The 22,244-nt window shown below is 61.4% G+C and carries 15 protein-coding genes; 11 read left to right on the forward strand and 4 right to left on the reverse strand.

What is annotated here, in order from left to right; all coding sequences use genetic code 11:
- Position 1: 1 nt before the first annotated feature.
- The 6 genes from LB526_RS09795 to LB526_RS09820 all read left to right on the forward strand — a co-directional run bounded on the left by LB526_RS09795 (position 2) and on the right by LB526_RS09820 (position 8,087).
- A complete protein-coding gene (locus LB526_RS09795) occupies positions 2-1,342 on the forward strand; it encodes an adenylate/guanylate cyclase domain-containing protein (RefSeq protein ID WP_095765761.1) in 1,341 nt (446 codons plus the stop codon).
- Positions 1,343-1,489: 147 nt separating this feature from the next.
- On the forward strand, positions 1,490-3,385 hold the full coding sequence (locus LB526_RS09800; RefSeq protein ID WP_224627441.1) for an ABC transporter ATP-binding protein: 1,896 nt from the start codon (positions 1,490-1,492) through the stop codon (positions 3,383-3,385).
- Complete coding sequence (locus tag LB526_RS09805) at positions 3,382-5,280, forward strand: ABC transporter substrate-binding protein (RefSeq protein WP_224627442.1); 1,899 nt, start codon at positions 3,382-3,384, stop codon at positions 5,278-5,280. Before LB526_RS09800 ends, LB526_RS09805 begins: the two co-directional genes overlap by 4 nt.
- Positions 5,281-5,282: 2 nt before the next feature.
- Entirely contained in the window at positions 5,283-6,281 is a 999-nt protein-coding gene (locus tag LB526_RS09810; protein ID WP_095765758.1) for an ABC transporter permease, read from the forward strand.
- Positions 6,278-7,459 carry an ABC transporter permease gene (locus LB526_RS09815; protein WP_224545064.1) on the forward strand — a complete coding sequence of 394 codons (1,182 nt, stop codon included), beginning with the start codon at positions 6,278-6,280 and terminating at the stop codon, positions 7,457-7,459. Before LB526_RS09810 ends, LB526_RS09815 begins: the two co-directional genes overlap by 4 nt.
- A 148-nt stretch (positions 7,460-7,607) precedes the next feature.
- On the forward strand, positions 7,608-8,087 hold the full coding sequence (locus tag LB526_RS09820) for a class I SAM-dependent methyltransferase (protein WP_140846271.1): 480 nt from the start codon (positions 7,608-7,610) through the stop codon (positions 8,085-8,087).
- 31 nt (positions 8,088-8,118) lie between these two features.
- On the opposite strand, the gene LB526_RS09825 is transcribed toward LB526_RS09820, so the two are convergent.
- Positions 8,119-9,534 (reverse strand): adenylate/guanylate cyclase domain-containing protein, encoded by a 1,416-nt coding sequence (locus LB526_RS09825; RefSeq protein WP_224545065.1) that lies wholly within the window; start codon positions 9,532-9,534, stop codon positions 8,119-8,121.
- Between the two features lie 200 nt (positions 9,535-9,734).
- On the opposite strand from LB526_RS09825, the gene LB526_RS09830 reads away from it, so the two are divergent.
- From LB526_RS09830 to LB526_RS09840, 3 genes are all read left to right on the forward strand, one after another.
- Positions 9,735-10,559 carry a hypothetical protein gene (locus LB526_RS09830; RefSeq protein WP_224627443.1) on the forward strand — a complete coding sequence of 275 codons (825 nt, stop codon included), beginning with the start codon at positions 9,735-9,737 and terminating at the stop codon, positions 10,557-10,559.
- A gap of 74 nt (positions 10,560-10,633) precedes the next feature.
- Positions 10,634-11,158 (forward strand): GNAT family N-acetyltransferase, encoded by a 525-nt coding sequence (locus LB526_RS09835; RefSeq protein ID WP_140846263.1) that lies wholly within the window; start codon positions 10,634-10,636, stop codon positions 11,156-11,158.
- Positions 11,159-11,353: 195 nt separating this feature from the next.
- Positions 11,354-12,739: a hypothetical protein gene (locus LB526_RS09840; protein ID WP_224627444.1), complete on the forward strand. Its 1,386-nt coding sequence runs from the start codon at positions 11,354-11,356 to the stop codon at positions 12,737-12,739.
- A gap of 196 nt (positions 12,740-12,935) precedes the next feature.
- On the opposite strand, the gene LB526_RS09845 is transcribed toward LB526_RS09840, so the two are convergent.
- Positions 12,936-14,708: an adenylate/guanylate cyclase domain-containing protein gene (locus tag LB526_RS09845; RefSeq protein ID WP_224627445.1), complete on the reverse strand. Its 1,773-nt coding sequence runs from the start codon at positions 14,706-14,708 to the stop codon at positions 12,936-12,938.
- Positions 14,709-14,950: 242 nt separating this feature from the next.
- Between LB526_RS09845 and LB526_RS09850 the strand changes: the two genes are divergently transcribed.
- On the forward strand, positions 14,951-18,250 hold the full coding sequence (locus LB526_RS09850) for an adenylate/guanylate cyclase domain-containing protein (protein ID WP_224627447.1): 3,300 nt from the start codon (positions 14,951-14,953) through the stop codon (positions 18,248-18,250).
- A 19-nt stretch (positions 18,251-18,269) separates the two neighbouring features.
- Positions 18,270-18,950, forward strand: coding sequence for a redoxin domain-containing protein (locus LB526_RS09855; RefSeq protein ID WP_224627448.1), 681 nt, complete (start codon positions 18,270-18,272; stop codon positions 18,948-18,950).
- Positions 18,951-19,010: 60 nt separating this feature from the next.
- On the opposite strand, the gene LB526_RS09860 is transcribed toward LB526_RS09855, so the two are convergent.
- The gene (locus LB526_RS09860; RefSeq protein ID WP_411967360.1) at positions 19,011-21,908 is read right to left on the reverse strand and encodes a glycosyltransferase; all 2,898 of its coding nucleotides are present in this window, start codon (positions 21,906-21,908) and stop codon (positions 19,011-19,013) included.
- Positions 21,909-21,914: 6 nt separating this feature from the next.
- Positions 21,915-22,133, reverse strand: coding sequence for a glycosyltransferase family 2 protein (locus LB526_RS09865; protein ID WP_140846269.1), 219 nt, complete (start codon positions 22,131-22,133; stop codon positions 21,915-21,917).
- Positions 22,134-22,244: the final 111 nt, after the last annotated feature.

Consider the following 22,244-nt stretch of genomic DNA (forward strand, 5'->3'; position numbering starts at 1 on the left):
CATGAGCACATCGTACGCAGAAATTTCCACCATTCTCATGGATAAGGTTGCCGATTGGCTGAACGAATCGGCGCTGGCGGGCAACGACCTGGAAACATTGGTAAATGGCTTTTGCGAACGGCTGGCTGCTGCCGGCCTGCCGCTGAAGCGGGTGCATTTGAGCTTCTCGATGCTTCACCCGCTCTATGACGCGCTTGGCTTCACCTGGGTTCGCGGCCAGGGCATGGAAGTGGAAGGCTTCCGCAAGGAGGCCGGTGTGCCGTCTGAGAGATTCCTGACCAGCCCATACTACCATCTGCTCAGCAATAAGCTCGACCATCTGCGACGCCGGCTCGACCCGTCGGTGGTGTCGGAGTTTCCTGTTTTCGATGACCTCCGGCTTATGGGCATCACCGATTACATGGCTTTCGTCCATCCCTTCAGCGGCAACGCCAGTCAGGGCATGATGGGATCTTGGTCGACCGACAGCGCCGCGGGCTTCAGCGACAGCATGATTTCGGCGCTGCTGCGCATCCAGAGCCATCTCGCTATCGCCACCAAGATGGCGGTGCTCACCAAGCTCGCCGACAACATGATGACCACCTATCTGGGCGGCGACGCTGGCAGGCGCGTTCTTGACGGCCAGATCAAGCGCGGCGAGGGCGATACAATCCGGGCCGCACTGGTAATGGGAGATATGCGCGGGTCGTCGAGGCTCGCCGAAACCTCCGGCCGCGAAGTCTATATCGATACGCTGAACCAGTTTTTCGACGCCGTTGCCGCACCTTTCAATCGCAACGGCGGGCAGATCATGAGTTTCATCGGTGATGGCTTCATTGCCGTCTACCCTTGCGAAAGGCACCGTTCGCAGTCCGAGATCGCCTGCCAGGCTGCGCTTGCGGCCGCGCACAAGGCCAGCGCGCGCATGATGGATCTCAACCTGCGCCGAAAGGAGCAGGGGTTGTCAGACATCAAATTCGGTATCGGCCTGCATGTCGGCAATGTGATGTTTGGCAATGTCGGGCTTAAAGACCGGCTCACATTCTCTGTCTTCGGCTCGGCTGTGAACGAGGTCCAGCGCCTGCAGACCCTGACCAAGAAATATCCGCACAGCGTTCTGGCCAGCAAAGACTTCGCCGGCTATTGCGGCGCCAACAGCTGGCTGACGCTCGGCCACGAGGAACTGGCTGGCATCAAGCAGAAGCTGATGGTGCTTTCACCCGATCTGTCGGGAGCCCTCGTACCCGATGAAGACGGTGCGCCGGAGCCGATTCACGACCGAAGATCGGACGCCGAGCAGGTCATGCTGCTTCATCGCGATGCCGCGCGGATGGCGGCGGGCGACCCGAGTAAGCTCCAGTAAACCGCCGCGATCTGGCCCGATCGCCTTTGGTAGCCAGTTTGGTCGTCGGTTCCGCCACTGGCGACCGCTTCGAATCCAAGTTGCTCTGCGCTGACAATGCGCTAGTCTCGCTTTCTGGGGAGCTGCCAGAGTGGGGCTGGTGTGAGAATGAATTCGAGTGTCGATCTGCTGCGGATCGAAGACGTTGGCATCTCTTTTGCCATCATGGGGGGGCCGTTGCATGCCGTCAGGCGCGCAAATCTTCGCGTCCTGCCCGGTAAGGTTACCGCGCTTGTGGGCGAGTCAGGTTCCGGTAAATCGGTTCTCAGCCAAGCCGTGATGGGCATTTTGCCGAACACAGCCCATGTTCGCGGCCGGATCCTGTTCTCCGATCCTGAAAAGCCCGGCACGACGCAGGATATTCTCAAGATGTCGCGTGATGGGCCCGAAATCCGGGCGTTGAGAGGCAGCCGCATCGGCAAGATCTTTCAGGAGCCGATGACATCGCTGTCGCCGCTCCACACGATCGGCAACCAAGTCAGCGAATCCCTGCAGATTCATACGCCCATGGCTCGGGCGGAGCGCAAGGCGCGGACCGAGGAAATGCTCAGCCTCGTCGGCTTTCCCAATCCCAAGCGCGCCTATGACATGTATCCCTTCGAACTTTCTGGAGGATTGCGTCAGCGCGCCATGATCGCCATGGCGCTTATCTGCCGGCCCGCCCTGTTGATCGCCGATGAGCCGACGACGGCGTTGGACGTCACCATCCAGGCGCAAATCCTGCAATTGCTGCGCGGGCTTCAGATCAAGCTGAACATGGCGATGCTGCTGATCACGCACGACCTCGGCGTGGTCGCCAATGTCGCCGACGAGGTGGTGGTCATGTACCATGGCGAGATCATGGAGGCGGGACCTGTCGAGGCGATATTCCGCCGGCCAGGCCATCCTTACCTTAAGGGCCTGATGGCAGCCGTTCCGCATTTCGACCTGAAGCCTGGCGAAAGGCTAAAGGCGCTACGCGAGGTGCCGGTGAATGTCGGAAACCTGCTCGGCAAGCAGACCGCGCCGGCATCGGAGGGGCCGGACGACATCCTGCTGTCGGTCAGGGATCTGACAAAGACCTTCACCATCCGCAAGTCCGGATGGTTCGGCGGGGATCATCAAACCTCTGTTCGCGCCGTCGACGGTGTGAGCTTCGACATCAGGCGAGGTGAATGCCTGGGTCTGGTCGGCGAAAGCGGTTCCGGCAAAACCACCGTCAGCAAGATCCTCATGCGGGCCGTCACTCCCAGCGGTGGTTCTGTGATCTTCAACAGCCGCGAGGGACCGATCGACGTCCTGGCAGGCGAGGGAGAGGCCTTGCACATGCTGCGCGCGAAAATCCAGATGGTCTTTCAGGATCCGGTTTCGTCGCTTTCACCTCGCATGACGGTGGAGAACATCTTGAGCGAGCCGCTGGAAATCCATCAGCGCGGCAATGCCGCGTCCCGGTTAGCCATGGTCAAGAACCTGATGCAGGCAATCGGGCTCGATCCGCGCTTTATCAAACGTTACCCGCACAGTTTCTCCGGCGGGCAGCGTCAGCGTATCGGCATCGCGCGCGCGCTAGCGCTGGGGCCTGAACTGCTAATCTGCGACGAGCCGGTTTCGGCGCTCGACGTCTCCGTCCAGGCGCAGATCCTGAACCTTCTGAAGGATCTGCAGAAGGAACTGGGACTGACCTACCTGTTCATATCCCACAACCTGGCGGTGGTGGACTACATGGCAGACCGCATCGCCGTGATGTGCGGCGGGCGTATCGTCGAGCTTGCGCCGCGCGAAATCCTGCTCAGGAAACCGATCCACCCCTACACGCGCTCACTGGTCGCCGCAGTGCCTTTCCCCGATCTCGACAGGCCGATGGATTTCAAGACGCTGAAGCTCAGCGGCGCTTCCGACAGTAGCGCCTGGGGACCGCAATTCCGCGACGAGGGCAGCGACGATATGCTATCGCCGCTCGATCTTGGCGGCGGCCACCTCGTGCTGGCCCGGCGTTCGGCCGATGTCAGCGAGCTGCGCCATTGATCAGCCGGCGCACCGTCCTCGGCCTCTTGGCTTCGGCATTTGTGCCGAGCACGTTGCACGCCGGCGATCTGGAGCCAGAATTTCTTCAGCCGCTGCTGAAGGCCCTGGCGCTGCCGGCACTCGCCAAACGCCTGCCCAAGAGCCCGCGCGTGGTGAACCTCGCTGCAATGGGCCGGCAGCCCGGCCAGTATGGCGGCACGCTGCGCACGATCATCGGCAGCCAGAAAGATATCCGGTTGATGACCATCTACGGATATGCTCGCCTGGTCGGCTATGACGAAAAGCTCAACCTGCAACCCGACATTCTCGAAAGTTTCGACGTGGCGGACGATCGCGTCTTCACTTTCAAGATACGGGAAGGACATAAATGGTCTAACGGCAGCCTGCTGACGCCGGAGGATTTTCGCTATTGCTGGGAAGATGTCTGGCTGAACGATGAGCTTACGCAAGGCGGGCTCCCCCCGACGCTGCTGGCGGACGGCAAGCCGCCACGCTTCGAGATCGTCGATCCGCTGACGGTCCGCTATAGCTGGGATGCGCCAAATCCCGACTTCCTGCCCAAGCTCGCTGCCGCTTCGCCGCTATCGCTTGTTCTGCCGGCCGCCTATCTCAAGCAGTTCCACAAGAAATACCAGGATCCATTCCGGCTCGCCGGCCTGATGGAGGAGAACAGGGCCAAGAAATGGACGCTCCTGCATATCCGCATGTCTCGGCAGTATCGCCCGGAGAACCCGGAACTGCCGACGCTCGATCCCTGGCAGAACCGGACCAAGCCGCCGGCCGAGCAGTTTGTCTTCGAGCGAAACCCGTTCTTTCATCGAATAGACGAGAATGGCCGGCAACTGCCCTATGTTGACCGGGTAATCATGAATGTGAGCTCGTCGGCGATCATCTCCGCCAAGACCGGTGCCGGCGAGAGCGACCTGCAATGTATGGGAATTGACTTTGCCGATTACTCCTTCCTGAAGGATGCGGAGAAGCGCTACCCGGTGAAGATGCATCTGTGGAAACGCACACAGGGTTCGCGGCTGGCGCTGCTGCCCAATCTGAATTGTGCCGACCAGGTGTGGCGTGGCCTTTTTCGTGACGTGCGCATGCGTCGCGCACTTTCGCTTGCTGTGGACAGGCGCGAGATCAATTTGGCGGTGTTCTACGGATTGGCGCAGGAAAGTGCCGATACGGTCCTGCCAGAGAGCCCGCTCTACCGGCCGGAATTCGCGAAAGCCTGGGTAGCCCATGATCCCGACCAGGCCAATGCGCTGCTCGATGAGGTCGGGCTTCAGACGCGTGACGGTGACGGCTTGCGGATACTTCCCGACGGACGCCCGGCGCAAATCATCGTGGAAACGGCCGGCGAAAGCACACTGGAAACCGACGCGCTCGAACTTATCACCGATCACTGGCGCGAGATCGGCCTCGCCCTGTTCGTCCGGACTTCGCAGCGCGACATCTTCCGCAGCCGCGCGCTTGGCGGCGAGATCATGATGTCGATATGGTCGGGCATCGACAATGGCGTGCCGACCGCCGATATGAATCCGTACCAGTTGGCTCCCACCATGGACGACCAGCTGCAATGGCCGCTCTGGGGTGCTCACTACCTGTCCCATGGCACGCTCGGTGAGGCGCCCGATCTTCCGTCTGTCGTCGAGTTGATGGCTTTGCTCAAGCGCTGGAACGCTTCGACCGGAACCGCTGAGCGCGCCGAAATCTGGAATTCAATGCTGTCGATCTACACCGATCAGGTGTTTTCGATCGGCACGGTGAACGGAACGCATCAGCCGATTCTGGCGTCCTCGCGGCTGCGCAATCTGCCTGACAAGGCGCTCTACAGCTACGACCCGACCGCCTATTTCGGTGTCTATATGATGGACACATTCTGGCTTGGAGAGTCCTGAGCGTGCTTCGATATATTGTCTGGCGCATTGCTGTGATGGTTCCGACGCTGCTGATCATATCGGCGCTGGTGTTCACGATCATCGAACTTCCCCCGGGCGACTATTTCGACAGCTATGTTTCCGAGCTTCGGGCTCAGGGCGAAGCGGTGGATTCCGATCGCATCCAGATGATGCGCAAGGAGTATGGTTTCGACAAGCCGCCGGTCATTCGCTACTTCTACTGGGTCGGCGGAATGCTGCACGGTGATTTCGGCTATTCCTTCGAATATGAGCTGCCGGTTCGCGACGTCATCGGGGACCGAATGTGGCTGACCGTGCTGGTTTCCTTCGTCACGATCATCTTCACCTGGCTCATCGCCTTTCCGATCGGCATGTACTCAGCCACCCATCAATACAGCTGGGGCGACTACGGCCTGACTTTCTTCGGTCTTCTCGGCCTTGCCATTCCGAATTTCATGCTGGCGCTGATCCTGATGTATTTCGCCAACATCTGGTTCGGCACGTCCATCGGCCATCTCATGGACCAGCAATATCTCGGCGAGCCGATGAGCTGGGCCAAGGCGAAGTCGATCCTCGCCCATCTCTGGATCCCGGTCTTGATCATCGGCACCGGTGGCACGGCAAGCATGATCCGGCGGCTGCGCGCCAATCTGCTCGATGAGCTACACAAGCAATATGTCGTGACCGCGCGCGCCAAAGGCCTTCATCCCTTCAAGGCGCTGGTCAAATATCCGCTGCGCATGGCGCTCAATTTCTTCATTTCAGACATCGGCTCTATTCTGCCGGCCATCATTTCCGGCGCCGAAATCACGGCGATCGTGCTGTCTTTGGAAACGACCGGGCCGATGCTGATCAAGGCGCTGCAAAGCCAGGACATGTATCTGGCAGGGTCGTTCCTGATGTTCCTCGCCTTCCTTACGGTCATCGGCGTCCTGATTTCCGACCTCGCGCTGGCGCTGCTTGATCCGCGAATTCGTTTGCAGGGCGGGAGCACCAAATGAATACGCAATCGCCGCTGCCCGCTCCGGGTGCTCCACTACAACACTACGTTTCCATTGCGCCCTTTGACCTGCAGTCGGTCGAGGCGATGACGCCTGAGCAGTCGAAAGTCTTCCAGGCGTCGCAGTTGCGGCTGATGTGGTGGAAATTCCGACGGCACCGGCTTGCCCTCATATCCGGCATATTCCTGGCAGCGCTTTATCTTGGGATACTGATCTGCGAGTTCCTGGCGCCCTACAATCTGCACACGCGCAACATGGACTACATCTATTCGCCGCCGCAGTGGGTGCACCTGTTCCACAACGGCCAGTTTGTCGGGCCGTTCGTTTATGGCCGCGAGATGACGCTGGATATGGACACGCTCAAGCGGAACTATATGGACAAGCAGGATGATGTTCAGCGGATCCGTTTCTTCTGCAAGGGCGACAGCTACCGGTTCTGGGGCCTGATCGAAGGCGACAGGCATCTTGTCTGTCCTGCCGAAAACGGCCAGCTCTTCCTGGCCGGCACCGACAGGCTGGGGCGCGATGTGCTCTCGCGCATCATCTACGGCGCACGCATTTCACTGACAATCGGCCTGGTCGGCATCGGTTTCAGCTTCCTGCTCGGCATCGTCATCGGGGGGCTGGCCGGCTATCACGGCGGCATCTTCGACCTGATCGTTCAACGGATAATCGAAGTTCTGCAATCGATCCCCAGCATTCCGCTCTGGCTGGCTCTGGCGGCGATCATGCCGATAACCTGGAGTCCGATCCTGATCTATTTCGGCATCACCGTCATCCTCGGGCTGCTCCACTGGACCGGACTGGCGCGGGCCGTGCGTTCAAAGCTTCTAGCCTTGCGCGAGGAGGATTACGTTCTGGCCGCGCAATTGATGGGCGCCAGCAGCAGCCGCATTATCCGGCGGCACCTCATTCCCGGCTTCATGTCGCATCTGATCGCGACGGCGACGATCTCCATACCCGGCATGATCCTGGGCGAGACGGCGCTGAGCTTCCTCGGGCTCGGCCTGAGGGCGCCGATAACCAGCTGGGGCATCCTGCTCACCGAGGCGCGCAGCGTTAGCGTGATCGCGTTCTATCCATGGCTGCTTTTGCCGATCCTCCCCGTCATTCTCGTCATCCTGGCGTTCAACTTCCTCGGCGACGGCCTGCGGGACGCCGCAGACCCCTACAAGTGACATCGTTGTATTCCGCCGCGCGGCCTGCCGACGGCTCCACCCGGAATGACGCTTGTGGGCGGCCGGTGCGTTATTGCAGGGTTCGTCATTCGCCTCTATATGCGGCAAGCCTCGATCGGGGCTGCTGGTTCAGGACATACAATCGCATATGAGTCGCCTCGACAATTTCATCAGCCGGATGACCGCACAGCGCGACATTCTCAATCAAATCTGCCCCGAGGTGGCGAAGATGGAGGGGCTTGTGCTCGAACTTGGCCTCGGCAATGGCCGGACGTTCCACCATCTGCGCGAGCGCCTGCCCGGACGCCGGATCGTGGTGTTCGACCGCGAAGTTGGCGCACACGCCAGCTCAATTCCCGAAGCTGAAAATCTCGTGCTCGGCGATATACGCGAGACGGCGAGGAGGTTCATCGGCATCGACGCCGCTCTCGTCCATGCCGACATAGGCACCGGCTATGACGATCGCGATGCAGTGACTGCCACCTGGCTTCCCGATCTGATTGCGCGCATGCTTCGCGTCGGCGGCTTCGCGGTGAGCGGCACGCCGCTCGATCACCCGCAGCTGCAACGCCTGCCGGCGCCGACTCCGGAGCCCGCCGATCGTTATTTTCTCTGCAAGCGCGTGTGAGGGTGGAGACGGGTCTTTAGGGACCAAGTCTTCAAGGGATCGTATAGACTGCTATCTCCCGCTCAATGCCGCGCAGCGAGACCTCATGAGGCACGGGCGTCAGCGCCTTCCTTTGCAACAGATCGGCGGTGAGATTGTCGTCGACCACCGCACGAGTGGCGAAGATCGCCTGTGCATTGGCAAGATTCTGGACCCGCGATGCAATGTTGACCGTCTGGCCGAAATAGTCCTGTCGCTCGTTCATAGACACGGCGATGCAGGGGCCGGAATGGATTCCGATCTTGAGCAGCAGATCCTCGCGCCCGCTCTCGTCGTTGAGCGCACGCATGGCATCGCGCATCCTGAGGGCCGCGGCAATTGCACGATCAGGCGTCGCGAAGGTCGCCATCACCGCATCGCCGATCGTCTTCACCACCGCGCCAGCCTCCGCCGCGACGATCTCGTGCAGAACCTGAAAATGCGCGCGCACGAGATCGAAGGCCGAAAGATCGCCCACCCGCTCGTAAAGCGCGGTCGATCCGCGCAGGTCGGTGAACAGGAAGGTCAGGCTGGTGATCTTCAGGCGCTGGTTGATGTCGAGCGTATCCGTGCGATAGAGATCGCGGAACGTCTGATTGGTGAGCAGGCGCTTGGCTGTGAGGAAGGGCCGGCGCCTGCCCAGCAGATCGTGCAAGCCCTGACTGGCGATGAAAACCGTCGGCAGCACGCGTGTGTCGGTCCTGTTCTCCAGCGAAATGCGCAACGGCCCGGGTTGCATCTCCAGCGTCTGGCTCTGGACATGGTCGCGGTCGAAGACCAACGAAAGGCTTCGGCGCTCCTTTGTCGGCTCACCCTTCACGTCGATGAACTGCACCGAATGGGTAACCGGCTCGAAGACGATGATGAAATCGGACGGAAGCTGTACGGTCAGAACCGCCTTTTCACCGGGCGCAAGCTCGATGTCCTCCAGCGAGATCTCTTCCATCCTTTTCGCGAAGTCTTCATCCGGCAGATCGACGCCGGACGCCCAGTAGATCTGCCGGAAATACTCCATCAACGGCAGCTCATGCGGATTGTGGGCGGCGATCCTGCGTATGCGGGGACTGACGGTGAACGTCACCTCGACCATCTCGTCGAGGGTCGGTGAATAACCCTCGGCGCACAGCGTGCAGGTGTATTCGTCCTTCTGCACCGTTTTCAGCGTGGCGTTGGTGTCGAGCACGCCGCCACAGCCGGGGCACAGAACATTCCACGAAATGTCGAAGATGCCGACCCGCGCCGCATGGAGAAAGGCGCCTATGGTGCGCTCCTCGTCGAGGCCATGCTTGCTGGCGAAGGCCGGCGCATTGATGCGGCAAAGCTCACGGTCCCCGCCTTCCGCGATGGTTCGCTGGATCGCGTCGATTGTCAGTGGATCGACATCTGGTGATTGCCGCAAAAGCGAGAACAGATCCTGAACTTCGTTCATCGTGCAGGCTCCGAAAATGCGCCCAAGCCATGTTGACCGGACCGCTCCTTGGTCCGGCCGCTGCATTTTACTTCGAAACGGACCGTGCGACCATTCGAATAGACAAACCTGATGACGGTTCAATTCCATTCGGCAGATTTTCACCGGCCGCAAGCGGCACTATGATGGTCCACGGGCATTCACCTTGGGGACTCTCTCCCATGCCGACATCCGACAATCCGCCATTTCCCGCGGCCCTGCGCCTTTTTTCGGTGGCGGTCATCATCGTCTTGATCGTGGGCGCGGGCCTGTTTTTCGCGCCTGTGCTGGTCAAGCCGAGGTGGCCTTGGGCCGTGACGCCGTTCAATGCCCGCTTCCTCGGAGGCTTCTACACCGCCGAAATGGTCGTGATGGCGGCGCTGCTGTTCTGGAACCGCTGGTCGCCCGGCAGGCTCGTGCTGGTCATGGCCTTCATCTTCACGGTCATCGTCTCGGCGGCTTCGTTCATCAATCTCGGCTATTTCAACTTCGAGCGCAAAGCGCCGTGGCTGTGGTTTTTGGTCTATCTTGCCTCGGCCGCGGTATCCGGGCTGTTCCTGTGGCGGGCCAGGGCCCGTCCTTCGGTAAAAGGCGTGGCCTTAACCCCCGCATGGCGCGGCTACATGTCAGCGGAAACGGCGATCCTTGGGCTATACGGCGTCGGCATGTTGCTGTTTCCCCGGGTGGTCAGCAGCAGTTGGCCATGGCCGGTCGATCCCTTCCACGCCCAGGTCTACAGCGCCATCTTCCTCGCCGGCGCCGGCGGCGTATATCTCCTCTGGAAAAACGCGCCGCGCGAGGAACTGCTGGTGCTAGGGCTGGCGCAGTTTTTGGTTGGCCTGCTTGCCGCCGTTGGCCTCGTCATCACCGACGCTGCGGTGCACCGGATCGACTGGGCGGCGACCGGGACGTTGTGCTGGCTCGCTCTTTTCGGCTGGATCGGCATCAGCGGCGTCTTCAAACTCTACGCCGCCTCCCGGTATTTTAGCTCGCAATCGGCATCATAGCTTGCAGACACGGCTGGATTTCCAGGTGAGGTCCGGTGCATCGTGCCGGACCGATTGCCTTCGCCGGGAACGTCATGACCAGCACGACCTCGCCATCGTCCGAGAAGATCCGGCCACAGCTCCGACCCATCCGGTCAAGCGATGCGGAGGCGCTTTGCGCTATCTTCAACATGCCGGGTTTCCGCTGGGGCACGTTCAGGATGCCTTTCGAGAGGGTGGAGCAGGTGGAGCGGCGTATCGCCAAGTCCGGCCAGGAAACCACCTGGATCGTTGCGGAGGTGGACGGCAAGATCGTCGGCCATGGCAGCCTGATCGTACAGGGCTCGCCGCGCCGTTCGCATATCGGCGAGATCAACATCGGCCTTCACGACGCCTTTGTCGGCAAGGGGATCGGCTCCGCCATACTTGGCGCGCTGCTTGACGTGGCCGACAACTGGCGGGCCCTGAAGCGGGTCGAATTGACCGTCTATGCCGACAACGAACCGGCTATCCGTCTTTACACGAGCCACGGCTTCGAGATCGAAGGTCGGCATGTGAAGGCCGGTTTTACCGACGGGCGGTACCACGACCTCCTGAGCATGGCCCGGCTGCGGTTCTGAGATCCGCTGTTGGCCTTGGCCGTGCAGCCGATCTGACATTTTGTGCCGAGTCGGCGAACGGGTGATTGCTGATGGAGAACTCCGTGGGATACGGTCAATTTCGTCTTACACCATTTGATCGCGTTGCGTGGGCCGAGCGCGTCCAGCAAGTCTGGTTCCCTTGGCCTCTGCACCGCAAGCGGCTGACGGGAACCAATGACCGCCGTCTTTGACCCGACCCCTACGCCTCCGGTGGAAATTCTGGCTTTGCTGTCGCCACTCTGCCCGGAAGTCGTGCGTGACATCGAGCAGAACTGGAATGCACCGGTTTCCGACTACGCCCGCCATCTGTGGCGGCCGGTGGCAAGGCCCACATCCGGCCCCGCGATCGCTGCCCGCTCGATCCTGCGCGAAGTCCTGCATCAGCGCCTCGGTGTGATTATGCAGCCTGAGGAGATCGGCAAGGCCCTCGAAGAGTTCGAGCACAGACCGGTGATTCAGTCCGGCCTGCACTGCCTGCTTCTGATGGACCGGATCACCTTCGATGCCCTCCTGATTGCTTGGCTCGGCGCGGTCGAAAACGGGCTGTCGGCCTTCTTCGGCTTCATGGGAACGACGATGACCATGGAAACAATTAGCCGGGAGGGGCCGGGATGGCTCGATGTCGGCGACGACAAGATCAACCTGTTCGGCATGGGGCGCCACAAACTGTGCCGCAAAAGTGTCTGCGTGGCCGGTCCCGTCTCCCTCAACAAGCGCGCGCTCGAAGCGGTGGGCGATGAAACGGATGCCAGCCGCTGGCTGGGCACACTGCTTGCCAGTCAAGACAAGGTGTTTGGAACCGCTGCCGATGCGCTGACAGCCTTCAACCAGGATCTGGTCGCCAATTGGGATCGATCCGGCATGGCCCTGCCGGTTTTCATCGATGATCGGCTCGCCGCGGCTGCCATGGCTCGGCATCTGGAACATGACGACAGCCTTCTGTCCAGGCTGCTCGTTGAGCCCGCAAGGCGCCAGCGTCTCGAACGTGCCTTGCAAGAGGCCGCATCGAGCCCATTTGGCAGATTCCTGCCCAATACCACGGCCTATTTCTGGGGCATCCGCGAGGAGCGCGTGCGCAAGCTCGTCCTCGAGAACGGGCACCTGATCGAGCCCGACAGGCCGCATGGTCTTTCCGTCCCGTTCGAGCGGCCGTATCTCAAGCAGGCGCTGCTGGACGGCGTGCTGCTGCCGAACTTGTTCCTGATGTTCCTCGTTCTTGCCATATTGCCGCGCGTGCGGGTTGTGGGCGGATTGAGACAGATTGGCTATGTAGCGCTTTTCCACTCGATCCTGCTGGCTGCGCTAGACGAAAACGCGCCGGAAGAGCGCGATCTGGCTGCGGAGCTGCAGGTTCGGGAAAATGCCTGGGGAATGCGGGTCATCGATGAAAAGATCTCGGTCCGCGAGCAGCTTGCCGGCCTACCCGAGGGGGCGCTCTTCCCGGAACTGCTCCGGCAATATCGTTTGCGGACATTTGCCGAGACGACCGACGACCTGAAACTCGTTCGCGAAGACGCCCGGTGGCGCAAGGTCGGCCAGGCAGAGATCAAGGCGACCTGAGCCTCACTTCAGCCCTTATCTCAGGCTGTTTTTCTAGGGTGCAACCGCAAGCGACGGCGGTTTATCGGTGAGCCTCTGGCGTCTGATCCGGCCGCTTCCTTGAGGGTTAGCAGCAGTCAAACGGAAACAAAACGGTTACGGAGGCTCCATCGCGATCGGCTGCAGTTCAAGGCCAGACCTGACTTGGCCTCACCTGTCATTGCACGATACCGGCCTTGCGGAGCCCGTCCACGACGAGTTCGAAATCGGCAGGGTTCTTGTAGGGCAAGACTTTGCGTCGGTAGTCCAGCGAATAGTCCGGATTGACGCGCAGCACCTCCTGCCATGCCCCACGGGCCTCGTCGAAACGGCCCAGATGGCCGTAGCTGGCGGCCAGAAGCGCGCGCGAGACATCGGTGGCAGCGTTGCGAGCCAGCCGTTGCAGCAAGAGGTCAACGGCCTCTTCGTACCTTCCGAGTTGAAACGATGCCAAAGCCTGGAAATGCAGAAGCACATCCGGAAAGTATGGATTCAAGGTCTTGCCCCGGGCGAAACTCTCGAGCGCCTCTTCGGACCTGCCCGAATAGTGCAGCGCCTCGCCGAGGATCACGTGCCCTTCGGCGAAGTTCGGATTGAGGGCTATCGCGTGCTCGGCTTCGTTGATGGCCTTATCGTGCCGTCGTGTATACAGCTTGACGATAGCCAACGCCCAGTGCGCCCAGGGATCGCTCTCATCCAGCGTTACCGCTCGCGTCGCAGCCTCTTCCGCTTGCGCTATCGATTCCGGCGGCGACCCACTCCACCTGTTCAGGTAATCGAGCCCGTGCGTCAGGGCGAGGAAGGCGTGGGCAGCGGCAAACTTCGGGTCCTGCTCGATGGCGCCTTGCAAGAGGTCGCGGGCTGCGACGTTGGTCTCTTTCGTCAGCCGGTACCACAGCTCCCGGCCCCGCATGAAACGATCATACGCCTCCATGTCGCGCGGGTGCTCGGGCGCCAGCCGCTGACGGTCACCCTCGGTCAGATTGAGCGCCAGCGCACCGACGATCTGCTGCGTCACGTCGTCCTGCACGGCGAATATGTCGGTCAGGTCGCGATCGAACCGCTCCGCCCAAAGATGGCCGCCCGAGGTCGCATCGATGAGCTGCGCCGTGATGCGCACCCTGTTCCCCGACTTGCGTACGCTGCCCTCGAGTACATGCCGCACGCCGAGCTTCGCGCCCACCTCCTGCACATGGACATTCTGGCCCTTGAAGGTGAATGACGAATTGCGTGCGATGACGAAAAGCTGCGACAGCTTGGACAGCGCCGTGATGATGTCTTCAGAGATGCCGTCGGCGAAGTAGTCCTGTTCGGCGTCACCGCTCATGTTGGCGAACGGCAGGACGGCGATCGACAGTCTCGGCGGCGCTGTCGTCGCCGGCCGGCTCGTCGCGGCTTCCAAGGTCGCGGCCGCCTTGGTCCCGGCGCTGCCGACTTGCAGCGAATAGACCCGGATCGGCTCGGCGATGTTCTTGAGCTGCGTGCTGCCGAGATCGCTGACCGAGAGGTCGAGCCTGGCCTTGACCTGGCGATAGGCATCCTCGGACAGACAGATGGTGCCGGGCGCCGCGACACCCTCCAAACGCGAGGCGATGTTGACGCCGTCGCCCATCAGGTCGCCGTCGCTCTCTTCGACCACATCCCCCAGATGGATGCCGATCCTGAACTCGATGCGGCGGTCCTGCGGCACGCCGGCATTGCGCTCGACCATACCATTCTGAACCTCAACGGCGCAGCGCACGGCATCCACCACACTGCGGAACTCAACCAGCGCCCCATCCCCGGTGCGTTTGATCACCCGCCCGTGGTGCACTTCGATGGTCGGATCGATCAGGTCGCTGCGCAGCGCCCGCAACCTCGCCAAAGTACGATCTTCGTCCGCGCTCGCGAGCCGGCTGTATCCGACCACATCGGCAGCCAGGATTGCCGCTAGCTTACGATTCTCGCTCATGGGTCGTCTCCTCATCTCCAGGATAGCAGGAAGACGGAGGGTAAGAGGGAACTTTCGCAAGGGACGGCCAGGCAGCCGCCCGAATCGACAGCGCTCTGCCACAGAACCCACACTAATCGCTCGATGCCCATTTGCGTTGCCGCTTGCTGGTCGACGGCTATCGGTTCATCCTTGTGTGAATACCCGGCCGTGAAGTGCGTAGCTAGATCACGCCGTCACGGCCCCTGGGGAGGTCTTGTTCGATGGACTGCGCGGGCTGCGGTTTCGAGGTTGAGGACGGTTACGCTTTCTGTCCGAGGTGTGGCAGGCGCCAGCCCGTGCCATGCTCCAGTTGTGGCTACGTCTGCGCACCTGATTTCGAGTTCTGTCCGAAATGTGGGACAAGCGTCGGTGCGCCGGCAAAAGCCGTCGAACGGCCTGATCCGACACCAAGCCGGACCATTGTGCCGCCTTCTCGAACTCCGTCGCTGCTTGCAAACATCGAAAGCGAAGACGGGCTGCATCCCGTCTCTGACGCCGATCGCAGGACGGTAACGGTCTTGTTCGCCGACCTTTGCGGCTTCACCACACTCAGCGAGCAGCTCGACCCAGAGGTCATGCAAACGCTGCAGAACGAACTGTTCAAGGAATTGACAGCGGCAGTGCGAAACTTTGGCGGTTTCGTCGACAAGTTCATCGGCGATGCACTGCTTGCCTTGTTCGGTGCACCGGTCGCGCATGAGGACGATCCGGAACGTGCGCTTCGCGCCGCTCTCGACATGATGGCCCGGACGGCACGGCTCGGCGAAAGCACCTTCCACTCCGGCTCGCCTCTGTTGCTTCACATCGGCATAAACACTGGTCCGGTCGTTACTGGGGGATTGGGCATCGGTACCGCCAAATCCTATTCGGTGACCGGCGATACGGTGAACACGGCGCAACGCCTGCAATCAATGGCCGCACCGGGTGAGGTGCTGGTTGGCGAGCTCACTCACAGGCTGACCCGGCATGCCTTTGCTTACGAGTCGCTGGGTGATGTCGTGCTTCGCGGCAAGGCTGGCAGCGTGCTCGTCCACCGACTGGATGGACCGCTTGCGGCGCCGCGTGCAGCGCGCGGGCTCGAGGCGCTCGGCCTCAGCGCGCCGATAATAGGCCGCGGTGCGGAGCTCAATAGAATGCTGGCCAGCCTTGATCAGGCGTGCGGCGGCTCGGCCCAGCTTGTCCGCCTCGTCGGAGAAGCCGGTATCGGGAAATCGCGGCTGGTGAGGGAGTTCGTCGCCCGCGTCGGCGACGAGGATCGTTTTCGCAACGTCGCCGTGCGGCAGGCCACGTGCTCGCCGCTTGGCGAACAATCATTCGGCGCTTTGGGTGCAGTGGTGCGCAGCGCTGCCGGGATGATGCAAAACGACAATGGGGAGGAAATGCGGGGCAAGCTCGCAGACTTGCTTACCGATCTCGGCCTGCAGGGCGAGGAGGTGAAGCGGCTGATGCCTTTGCTCTACCATGTGCTTGGGCTTGGCGACCCCGACGCCACCTTGCAGTATGTCGAGCCCGAGCAACTGCGGCGGCAAATTCTCTACGCGATCCGCACGATCATCGAACGGCGGCTTGCGTTGTCGCCGCTGTTGATTGTCGTCGAAGACCTCCACTGGGCCGACGCCGTGTCGCTCGAGGCACTGCGTTTCGTGATGGACAGGTTGGAACGCACGCGGTTGATGTTGCTGGTCACGCATCGTCCGGCGCCGCACAACGACCAGCTCGACTCAAGTCGAGTCAGTCACACGGCGCTCAGGCTTTCGCCGCTCAACGGTGATGACGGTCGTAGCCTGCTGGCGGCGCTTTTCGGCGAGAGCTGGGTAAACACCGCAGGAGGGCTTCCCGACCAGATCCTCGAGCGCGCGGGCGGCAACCCGCTTTTCATAGAGGAGATTGTTCGTGGCCTTATCGATCGCGGTATTCTGGTGCGCGAGGGCCAGCGATGGCGGACTGTGGCAGGCGAAGTCGCAACCGGCATTCCCGCCACTATCCAGGCAATGTTGCTTGCCCGCGTCGACCGGCTGCCCCAAGAGGTGCGGCGGTTGGCCCAGGAAGCCGCGGTAATCGGCCCACGCTTCGATGCCACACTTCTAAAAGCCGTGACAGCCGACCCAGGCCGCCTGGAAGCCGGCTGCGAACTGCTTTGCGATGCGGAAATCATCGAGGAAGTTGCCGGATCAGGTTCGGTCTCATCGCAAAGCTACCGCTTTACGCAAACATTGCTGCAGGACGTGATCTATCAGAATCTGCTCCTGCAACGCCGGACCGACATCCACGGGCGGATCGGTGCCGCCTTGGAGCAACTGTGCGGCGACAAGCCGGAGCGGCTCGAGGATTTGACCGTGCTCGGCCATCATTTCGCACAGAGCGCCGAGCGGGAAAGGGGCGCGCAATACCTGCAGGCGGCGGGCGATCGCGCTCGCATGATATATGCCAACGACGACGCCCTTCGTTTCTACGAGCGAGCCATGACTGCGTTGGGCGCGGTCGGGCAAACACCGCTCAAACTGGCAATTGCAGAGCGCATTGCCGATTTGAGCGGTCCGCTAGGCCGCCGCGAGATCGCGCACCAGCACTACGAGACGGTCTTGCGGGCATATCGCGAGTCCGCCGATCGCGTCGCTTCGGCGCGAGTTTTGCGCAAGATCGGTCGGCTGTTCTGGGACGTCGGCAAGCGGGACCACGCAGAATCCCGTTATGCCGAAGCGGCAGCGCTTCTCGATGGCGCGGATGCCCCGGTCGAGCAGGCGCATCTCTGGCAAGAACGTGGCCGACAGGCGTTTCGTGGCGGAGATCACGCTCTTGCGGCAAAATGGGCAGACGCGGCGCTGGATTGCGTACGCACTCTGACAGCCGAGCATGTCTCAGAGATGGGGCGTGATGCCACTCTTGTGACCGCCGAGGCACTCAATACCAAGGCTGTTGCGCTGGCTCGCCTTGGGCGAGACCATGAAGCCGTGCGTCAGATTGAGCGCAGCATCGAATTGGCCGAAGCCGCCAGTCTGCTGGGCGCGGCCTGCCGCGGCTACACCAATCTCGGCGTGCTCTACACGACCATCGATCCGGCACAGGCCATAAAGGTCTGTCGCCGCGGTCTTGAAGTGGCGCGCCATATTGGTGATTTGGGCTTCCAGGCGCGCCTCCTCGCCAACCTGGCGGTTGCTTGTTGCACTTTCACGGATCGCTGCCCAACGGAGGGCGTGCCTGCTGCCGAGAAGGCCATCGAGATCGACCGGGCGCTCGACCAGCGCGAGCACCTGCCGGTGCCGTTGATCGTGCTTGGGCAGATCCACCAGTGCAACGGTCGTCCGGAACTGGCGGTTGGCTTGTTCCAAGAAGCACTGGACGTAGCGCGCGAAACGAGTGAGCCCCAACTGCTGTTTCCGTGCTATGATGGCCTTGCAACGCTTAACCTCGACCTCGACAATCTGGCCGAGGCTGAACGCTACTTTTCCCTGGCGCAGGGAATATGCGCCCAGCACGGGCTCGACCCGGAAGCGCTTGTGGTGCTGCCTTTTCTCGATTAGCCGGGTGGGAGGTTGAAAAATGTCCGCGCGTATTGACTTGGTACCGCTTCAACCGGGCGATCGTGCGCCGAACGTGGTGCTCGACGCCATCACCCAGGAAGGCAAGATCGCGCTTGACGACTTCCGCGGACAAAAACCGGTGCTGGTCGGCCTGTTTCGAGGTCTCCATTGTGCGTTCTGCCGGCGCCATATCGCAGCCCAGGCGCGGCTTGATCCGGAACTGCGCGAAAAGGGGGTGGAAAGCCTGACGGTGGTCAACACGCCGATTGAGCGGGCGCGTCTCTATTTCCGCTACCACCCGATGCCGAATCTGCTTGCGGCTTCCGACCCCGAACGCGCTTCACATCGTGCCTTTGGACTGCCCAACCTCGAATTCACCCAAGACGAAACGAACTGGCCGTACAAGGTCTCGATGACAGCGGCAAAGGATATGCGGGTCGACATACCAGGCGAGTTGCCCGCTCCCATGGATCCTTTTGCGGCCAGCGAATTCCTCGACAAGAAGGACCATTACGAAGTGACCGAGGCCGACGAGCAGATGATGGCAACGGGACACGGACAACTGATCGGTCAATTCCTGCTGGACCGGCAGGGGGTCGTCCGCTGGAGCTTCACGGAGGTGCCAGAGGGTGGGCGACATATGTTTGGGGCGCCGAACCCGCAGGAGCTGATGTCAGCCGTGTCCCAGGTCGCCCAATAGACTTGCGACCAAGGTAGTCGGCGGACACCGACAAAAAAGCAGAAGAGGTTTGTTCACCGTTCATTCGAGCACGGCCTCGACAGTGGCAACAAAGTCGTCGAGCGAGCGATCCCCGCGAACCTCGATGCGCGGAAGGTCGATGGGGTCGCAATCGAGGTCCGCCGGCCCGTGTTTGCCGCCGAAGCCGATCCGATAGCCGCACTCTTTGGCCAGCCGGCCAAGCCGTCGGTCGGTGACAGAGAAGGGTGCCGCGAACGTCGTGGTTGGACGACCGGTCCACCGTTCGATGAACATACGAGAACGCAGGAGCTCGGCGGCCAAGTCAAAACTCGACAGACCATCGATCGCGCGATGCGTCGCCAGATGGCTTCCGAAGAACGCACCTTCGCCGGCGAGGCGTCGCACCATCCCGGCGTCCATAAGCTGCGTCGGCGGACCACTGTGGGCGTCCCACTGGGCACTTTTGCCCACCAAGTCCGTCACCAGGAATACTTCCGCGGTCAGGTCGTTCTTGCGCAAGGTCGGCCAGGCATGGTCGGCAAAGTTCTGGAAGCCGTCATCGAAAGTGATGAGCACTGGGCGGCCAACGAAAGGGTGGCGGTTGGCAATGGACCATTCCAGCTGCTCGGACATAATCGCGTGAAAGCCATTGGAACGCAGCCATGCCATCTGGCCTTCGAATGCGGCGGGCGTGCACCGAAAACGGGCGAGCGCGGCCGGACCATCATCGGCGACGCTGTGATACATAAGGACAGGGATACGCTGCCGCCGCTCGCTACGTGCGACGTCGCGGCGCAAGGCCCGTGCCCCGCCCCAAACGATATTTCGCGCGACCCCAATACCGATGGGTGCGCGGATCGGCACATGATCAATCATCGGTTCCGTCGCCACGTCGTCTGGTGACAGGCGGTGGAAGCGGTCTATGCGATAGAGCTCGGTCTGGATCGATTGCTCGAGGACGAGGCCTTCAGTCGCTGCCAGCGTCTCTGAGATCGCTTGTGCGCCGAAAGTGTTCCAGTCGAAGCCCGTCCTTTCAACATTGTCACGGAGTACGAATGCGTGTGCGCTGATGAAACTGCCGCCAGGCGCCAACGCCTCAACAAATTTCTTGGCGATACGCCGCAACTCGGCGAGATCATCCAGGTAGTAGAGCACTTCCGAACAGACGATCAGATCCATCCCACCTGGCAGCGTGTCCGCCGAGAAATCCAGCACACCGAATTCAACATTCGGCTGATCGCTGCATCGCGCGCGCGCGCGCCCGATGGCTATGGCGGAGATGTCGGTTGCGGTCAAATGGCCCACTCGCGGCGCCAGCTGCCGCGTGAAGTGGCCCTCCGCGCAGGCCAGCTCAAGCGCCCGTCCGATAGGACCGGCAGGCAGAATTTCGAGCTGCCGCTCATATTTTTCCTGCTCATAGGGTGAACTGTAGTTCCAGGGGTCCTCCGTCGCGAAATAACGATTCCAGAAAGACGTGCGATCATTGTCGTGGTCATCCGCGGCCCGTGGACGGCGCGGCACTGCAAGAGGCTCTGTAATTTCGGCGCTCGACCGAACCAGCCCCTGCGCTTCAGCGACCAATCGGGCGAGTTCGCCGAAGTGGCTGTCCGGATCAGACGGATGCTCCGCCATGGGCAACGAAGCCTCGGCTGCAGACAGGTTTGAATCGTCGGCAACGCCGCTCTGCGAGGCCAGCTTAATCCAATGGCTCCTTGTCACTTTCCCGAGCGCGCCGAACTGCACGCGGGCCCCGATCCGGCCGTCCACCATCAGATAGGCATAAATTTGGTCGATTCCTTCCGGCAATTCTATCGAGATCGGATTTCGAGCGTCGGCGCGAATTCCCAGTGTCCGTGCCAGCCTGCGCGGCGCGGCGAGATCGTCGAAGTCGAGAAGCATTTGCTCAAGGTGATACTGGACGCGGCGACCCGCAGCGGGATCGTCCCAGATCTTGCCGAGTTCGATGATCAGCTCGGTGAGAGAGCCGCCGAACCTCTCCCATCTGGCAGCCAGTTGCGTTGGCACCGATAGGCTTCCTACCAAAAGGCCATCGAAGACCACCTTGGCGACCTCACGCGCCCACTTACGTCCTGCCGGGAGCGCGCGCAGGGACTGCGGGTTGATCGAGTGCGAGCCGCCGCCGCAATCCGACGCGGCGTTCCACAGTGCGAACCACGCGAGTGCCTGGGAAGCGGTGCGGCCGTTCGCCTCGATCGCTCCATTGGCGTGAGCCGATGCTGGGTGTTTGACCCTGGGATCAGGAGAAAAGCCGCGGGCGATCACGATTTCCGCATCTGCCAGCATCTGCGTCGAATTGCGGGAGAGCGAGTTGGGGCTGACGCTATAGAAAGCGAGCGGCTCGTCGACCATCACCCAATTTTTGCCTAGACGTGCGAGGCGCTGCCACAGATCCCAGTCCTCGCAGGTGCGCAGCGACACATCGAAACCGCCCAACTCGACAATTGTCTCCCGGTCGACCAGCAACGCGTGAGTGCGAATGGCACACCGGCGGGCGAAAGTTTCGAAGGGCTGGATCGCAACCTCAGTTGAGATGCTCGACGGGGTGAGTTCGCCATCGGGCATCACGCGCCGAGAACCGCAATAGGCGGCCACTGCATCGGGCGTGGTTTTCAATGCGGCCAGCATTTTCGCAAGGAAGCTGGCATCCACCCAATCGTCCGCGTCCAGAAACATGAGCCATTGGCCGCGCGCTGTCGAAATCCCGCTATTGCGCGCGCCGGCGGCGCTATACGCGCAAGACCTCAACGCCCGAAATCGGGCATCGTGCTCCACATAACCGGCAATGATAGCGAGGGTGCGGTCCGTGGAGGCGTCGTCGACGATGATCGCCTCCCAATCCACTATTTCCTGATCGAGAAGGCAATCGAGCGCGCGCGCCAGCGTTACCTCCGCGTTGTGCGCAGGAACCACGATTGAAACCAAGGGATTAGACGCCACGCCGTCCTACCCGCGCCTGGTTCGAAGGTGGAACAGGATGCGTTGGTCTTTCTCGGCGCAGGCCGTCACAATCGACGCCGATCCGTCCGTCGACCCGTCATCCATCACGACTATATCCAGTACCTGGTAGGTCTTCCGGCGGATGCCGGCAAGCGTTGCGCCGATGGTTTTCTTGGCATCGAACATCGGTATCACACCGCCTGCGGTAGCATTGTCCTGGATCATCGAGCTTTCGTTTTCTTCGGCAAGAGTCGGCGAATGTCAAAAACGTGCCCGGCGCAACGGTCTAGCTCGGAACGATGAAGTCTTGCACCACAACTTCGGCTTCTTCAAGGT

It is taken from the genome of Mesorhizobium sp. CA6 (genome assembly GCF_020165035.1).
Lineage (GTDB): Bacteria > Pseudomonadota > Alphaproteobacteria > Rhizobiales > Rhizobiaceae > Mesorhizobium.